Below are 5,500 nucleotides of genomic sequence, written 5' to 3'. Positions count from 1 at the left end.
GCGGGATCGTACTTGGCGACCAAAACGGTAGGCGTTTTTGCCATTCTTCGTATGTCAGTACTACCCAATCGCTCCCCGTTTCTTGAAGCAGCTGATGAAGATCGCAAAGAACAATGCTTTCATTCACCCCAATTTGGCAAGCAAGTTGTTTGGAAATATACATCTTGACCTCTCCTTTCCGTCAATATCTTCGTTCCTACTTCATCTATCTATGCAAAACGTTTGAAAAGATAGGCGGTCAAGCAAAAAATTTTCCGAACGGTTCACCTACGAAAAAAAGCAACCCCGTTTCGAGTTGCTTTTTCTCCCCTTATTTTTGCGTTGTTCTCATCGCAAATGGATAAATCGGATCGCGAAGTTGAAATTCGTACGTGTACCCATCGACAATCCCCACCACTTTGTCACTGTCATATAAAGCAAGCAAAAATTCTGCCATTTCCTTTGCCGTATGAAATTTCGGCACAGTAACATGGTAATCAAACTCATTTACATCAAATGCACGTTTAGCAAACTCGGTTTCGGTCGCTGCTGGCGCTAATACTTTTGCTTTCATTTTCGCCCCTTGTGACGCCAACTCATGCGCTAACCCTTCCGTAAAAGCGCTCACATAAAATTTCGTAGCGCAGTACGTAATCGCATTTCCGACGATGGTATAACCTCCACCAGACGAAACGTTAATAAGCTGTGTTCCTTCCACATGGGCGTAATCACGAACGAAAAGTGATGATAAAATGGTTAATGCCTCAATATTTAGGCGCAACATTTTTTCGATTTTTTCTAAGTTTTGCTCCGCGACAGAAGCAAAATTGCCAAAGCCCGCATTATTCACCCACGTCTCTAACTCCAACTCCCGCAAACTTTCGTAAAACGCATATACATGTTCCCGTTCAGATAAATCGATTGTGCAGATAACGACATCCACTTCTGGATATCGACGAGCAATTTCTGCCTTTAATTCCTCAAGTTTCTCTTGTCGTCGTGCAGCAATGACTAAGTTTTTCCCACGTTCAGCAAACGCTAGTGCTGCCTCATACCCAATTCCTGAACTTGCTCCTGTAATGACCGTATACTTCATCTTCATTCCTCCATTTATTTTAAGGATGACTCGATTATATTCGTTAGAGTTTACTCGAAGTCAAATGTTTTTTATAATAAAATATGAGGAGTGGATGAAATGTATACAATTAGCGAAATTGCTGACTTATTAGGCGTTAGCCCCCATACGTTGCGATATTATGAAAAAGAAAAAATTGTTGTCCCAGACCGCGATGCGAACGGAAATCGAGTATATCGCAAAGAGCACTTCACATGGCTTCGTTTCGTCATCCAACTAAAACAAACGCAAATGCCGATTGCAAAAATTAGAAAATACACCGAATTATATCTTGAAGGCGATCATACGACAACCGCACGATTAGCACTGTTAGAAGAACACCAGCGCGCCATTCAAGAACAGCTTCACACCTTAACGGCAACCGAAAAAATGCTGTCTGACAAAATTGAGTCGTACAAACAATATATAGCTCGCATGAAAAACAAGCAGCTCACCTAATCGTGAGCTGCTTCGTTAGATGACCTAGATCATTTTAGCTACACACGGTTCTTTCAAATGCTAAGGCATTTAACACAACTTCGAAGACCACAAGAATCGAGTTAAAACTCGATGTTTTCCCCATATTATAATAATTAAATCCTGTTACAACAGCTACATAGAGGACTACCCAAACCCATGCCGGCACTGACGGAAATATAGAGACCATATAAATCCGAATGATCAAAGCATTAACCATTGGAAGCAGAATATAGTCCAAAAGCGCTGACCAGCTAACTAAAAATCCAAGAATAGGACTCATTGTCTCTCTTGTATACGTATAAGCCGATCCGGCACTGGGAAATACTTGTACCATCTTTCCATAACTAATAGCAGTAAACAACATAACAATTAGTGAAACGATATACGCCAGCGGCACAACACCATTTGTTTCTTTTGATACAATCCCAAACGTATCAAACACCGTTGTAGGTGTCATATAGCCTAATCCTAATCCGACAATTGCCCACAGCCCCAGTGAGCGCTTTAGAGTTACTTTCTCCATGTATCAACTCTCCTTACTAATGTGAATCTTCCATTTGAAAAAACAACCGAAACCGCTTACAAATCGCTAATAACATTTAAACCTCCTTTTCCCCCTTTCACACCCATCGAATTGTCAACTATTTTCGCAATAGTCTCAATTTTGAATATGCAATTTTCATACCAATCATTTATAAAGGGGTATTTTAGTTTTAATAAAGGGGAAAACAGGATATTCGATTATGAAGCTATACATCATCAACACTAAGATTTTTATGTGTTTTTGCATAAGTTACTCACAGTGGCATAAAGAGACTAAGCTTTACCGAAAGACTCATTATTCAAAAACGTCATAAAAACGATCTCATAGTTAATTTTAATCTCTTTGGTTTAACGGAAGTTTTTCATCACATTATAAATATTTTCCTCTATTTCTTGGGCAATATAACTTTGAGAATGTATTGGGAGGGTTTTTCAATGGAAAATCAGTTAATCGCTGTATTGAACAAACAAGTTGCCAACTGGTCTGTCTTATATATGAAGTTTCATCATTACCACTGGTATGTGAAAGGGGAACAATTCTTTACGTTACATGCAAAATTTGAAGAATTTTATAATGAAGCTGGTATACATGTCGATGAATTAGCGGAACATCTGCTTGCAATTGGCGGCAATCCAGTTGCCACGATGAAAGAATGCCTTGAACTCGCATCTGTTAAAGAAGCTTCGGGGACTGAAACGGCCCAGGAGATGGTCCAAACTATTATTAATGACTTTTCCATGATCATTGGAGAATTAAAGGAAGGCATGAACCTTGCAGATGAAAAACACGACGAAACAACAAGCGATATGCTGCTTTCAATTCATACAAGTATAGAAAAGCATGTTTGGATGCTGACAGCATTCCTTGGCAAATCAATTGAAAACACTCCAAAGTCCAACTGATGAAGCAGTTGGACTTTTTTATATAAAAGATTAAATTATAATTATTATTAAAAAGTATTGACTTTTATTTGAATGTAATATTATGATTAGATTAACATAAAGGATTTGGAGGTTAACCATGACAAAACCTGAAGTGATCGTCTATAGCAGCACTGGCTGTCCTTATTGCGAAAAAGTGAAGGGCTTTTTGAAAGAACACAACATTGAATTTGAAGAACGTAATGCGTCATTGCATAAAGAATATTTTGATGAATTAAAAGCACGGAAAATTTTTGGAACTCCTGCAACGCTTATTAACGGAAAACTGGTTCTAGGCTTTCAAGAGAAAAAGCTGAAAAAACTACTGGACTTGTCTAATACAGAAACTATTTCAACTGTGTCGGAAACAAAACCTGAAAATGCAGACTCTATTTTCCAACCTGTAACGGATCAGATTTTTGCAGAGGTTTATGACTTTGTTTCGATTGGAGGCGGCCCGGCTGGGGCATCAGCAGCCGTTTACGCCGCGCGCGATAAATTAAAAACACTCGTCATTGATAAGGCACCGAAAGCCGGAACACTGGCTCTCACACATAAAATCTCCAACTATCCAGGTGTCCGCGAAGAATTGACCGGTCTTGAGCTATTAACAAGAATGCAAGCACAAGCAAAGGACTTTGGAGCTGAATTTGTCCGTGCCACAGTCTTATCTGTTGATTTTACTGATGAAGTGAAGAAGATTGAAATTGCCGAAGGAACCGTAAAAGCAAAAAGCGTCTTTATCGCTGTCGGCGCCAAAGCCCCTTCCAATAAAATAAAGGGTGAAGAGGAATTTACCGGCCGCGGTGTCAGCTATTGCTCAACATGCGATGCCGCCTTCTATCAGGATCAAGTTGTTGCCGTTGTCGGGGATAACGAGGAAGCCGTCCATGAAGCAGAAACCCTTGCAAAATTCTGTAAAACGGTCAAACTATTAATCCCAGTGGAAAAACTCAAAGGAGATGTGGATCTTTCCTCGCTTGAATCCAATCCAAAGGTAGAAATCTACCGGCGCCATCGTGTCAGAGAAATTGTCGGAACAGACAGTGTTGAGAAAATCGTCATCCTAAATGATCAAAAAGAAGAACAAGTTTGGGAAGTTGACGGAGTATTTTTGTACCTTGGCGGATTGAAGCCAGGCACCGACTTTTTAAAAGATGCAGTGGAGAGAGATGAGGATGGCTATGTGATCGTTGATGATCACTTGAGAACAAGTGCCGAGGGAGTATTTGCCGGTGGCGATGCGAGAAGAACACCGATCAAACAGACAGTCATTTCTGCTGCCGACGGAGCCATTGCTGCGCTCGGTGCCGAGCAGCATGTCAACAAACGCACGAAAATGCTTCCGCAATATAATTAAATTTATTGAAGTCAACACCTGTCATATTGCAGGTGTTCTTTATTTTGCGAATGCATTTTTGAATTGGCTGATAAAGCTAAACCTCCACCGATGAAATAAAATATACGAAGACAGCCTTTTTCTAAAAAAAATCTCGATATTGTCAAAATCTGTCGTAAAATGTACAATTTATCTAATAAGTCCTTTATGGGGGAATAAACATGAGAATAATTGGCATTTTATTGTTAAGTGCTCTGTTCCTTTCAGCTTGCACGCCAACTGCTTCTTCGGGAAGTTCAGCTGCGGCCAATAATGCACTAGAAAAAAAGAATAATACTGCACTGAAAGAAGAAAACGTTTCAACGGAAAAACAAACAAATGAGGAACAAAATGATGGACTAAGCGTAAAACAAACGGAAGGCGGACAGATAGAACAAAAGCAATCAGCACCCCAAAAACAAACAGCAGCGACCAAGCAAATTACAGCAGAAAATCAAACGGTTACAGTAAAGCAAAATGCAACAAACAGCCAAATACCAACAGCCAAGCAAACTAAGGGGGAAAAACAAAATCAAACATTGACAACCAAACAAGCAGAAGACCTTGTCAGAGCCCAGCTTGATCTTCAACCAGACCAAAATGTAAAAATAGAATATGACCACGATGCATCAAACGGTGATTACATCATTCATGTCTATGAGTTTGTAGTAGATAACCCTAGCACAGGCGACGGGCATACGGTTACACTGGGCTGGTACGGTGTTAACAAACAGACTAAAAAGGTTTATAATATGATGCAATAATTAAAGGGATCCCAAAATATGTAACGGGTTCTCTTTAAAGGTATAATACAGTATATCGCAATGCACATAGGGTGAGAAATCGCAAGTGATTTTCTTACCCTATTTATTGTAAATTAACGGATAAAATCACAAGCTAAATTAAATTGCGAATAGATATTCTCCATCCGAAAATTAAATAGCTAAAATTGATTCCCTTACGTTTGAAATAAACGGAAAAACTCCGTTTAAATTGGGAAATGCTTATATTTCCCTCGAATTAAAGGAAGTTTTTCCGCTTATATTATCCAAATCCTTGAATTTCGCCTTATTTATAGGTATTTA

Annotated in this window: 5 protein-coding genes and 1 pseudogene; 4 read left to right on the top strand and 2 right to left on the bottom strand. The window is 39.3% G+C overall.

From position 1 onward, the window contains the following. Positions 1–310 precede the first annotated feature (310 nt). Positions 311–1,075 (bottom strand): SDR family NAD(P)-dependent oxidoreductase, encoded by a 765-nt coding sequence (locus BFU02S_RS14625; protein ID WP_066372197.1) that lies wholly within the window; start codon positions 1,073–1,075, stop codon positions 311–313. A gap of 99 nt (positions 1,076–1,174) precedes the next feature. Between BFU02S_RS14625 and BFU02S_RS14620 the strand changes: the two genes are divergently transcribed. After that, on the top strand, positions 1,175–1,552 hold the full coding sequence (locus BFU02S_RS14620) for a MerR family transcriptional regulator (RefSeq protein WP_066372194.1): 378 nt from the start codon (positions 1,175–1,177) through the stop codon (positions 1,550–1,552). Between the two features lie 61 nt (positions 1,553–1,613). Here BFU02S_RS14620 and BFU02S_RS14615 read toward each other — a convergent pair. Further along, positions 1,614–2,096, bottom strand: a pseudogene (locus BFU02S_RS14615) (APC family permease); the annotation flags it as partial. Between the two features lie 455 nt (positions 2,097–2,551). Between BFU02S_RS14615 and BFU02S_RS14610 the strand changes: the two are divergent. The 3 genes from BFU02S_RS14610 (at position 2,552) to BFU02S_RS14600 (ending at position 5,179) form a co-directional block, all read left to right on the top strand. Further along, the gene (locus BFU02S_RS14610; RefSeq protein WP_066372192.1) at positions 2,552–3,019 is read left to right on the top strand and encodes a Dps family protein; all 468 of its coding nucleotides are present in this window, start codon (positions 2,552–2,554) and stop codon (positions 3,017–3,019) included. A 118-nt stretch (positions 3,020–3,137) separates the two neighbouring features. Beyond that, positions 3,138–4,397, top strand: a complete 1,260-nt coding sequence (locus BFU02S_RS14605; RefSeq protein ID WP_084361145.1) for an FAD-dependent oxidoreductase — start codon at positions 3,138–3,140, stop codon at positions 4,395–4,397. 200 nt (positions 4,398–4,597) lie between these two features. Next, positions 4,598–5,179, top strand: coding sequence for a hypothetical protein (locus tag BFU02S_RS14600; protein ID WP_066372189.1), 582 nt, complete (start codon positions 4,598–4,600; stop codon positions 5,177–5,179). Positions 5,180–5,500 lie beyond the last annotated feature (321 nt).

The sequence above is a fragment of the Neobacillus fumarioli NBRC 102428 genome (assembly GCF_001591485.1).
In the GTDB taxonomy this organism is placed as follows: Bacteria; Bacillota; Bacilli; order Bacillales; family Cytobacillaceae; genus Neobacillus; species Neobacillus fumarioli.
Note: the sequence above shows the minus strand (reverse complement) of the source record. Positions and strands in the feature narration are given on the sequence as shown.

Excerpts from the sequence above, each read along its gene's own strand:
- BFU02S_RS14625 (WP_066372197.1), bottom strand. The coding sequence starts at position 1,075 with ATGAAGTATACGGTCATTACAGGAGCAAGTTCAGGAATTGGGTATGAG.
- BFU02S_RS14620 (WP_066372194.1), top strand. The coding sequence starts at position 1,175 with ATGTATACAATTAGCGAAATTGCTGACTTATTAGGCGTTAGCCCCCAT.
- BFU02S_RS14610 (WP_066372192.1), top strand. The coding sequence starts at position 2,552 with ATGGAAAATCAGTTAATCGCTGTATTGAACAAACAAGTTGCCAACTGG.
- BFU02S_RS14605 (WP_084361145.1), top strand. The coding sequence starts at position 3,138 with ATGACAAAACCTGAAGTGATCGTCTATAGCAGCACTGGCTGTCCTTAT.
- BFU02S_RS14600 (WP_066372189.1), top strand. The coding sequence starts at position 4,598 with ATGAGAATAATTGGCATTTTATTGTTAAGTGCTCTGTTCCTTTCAGCT.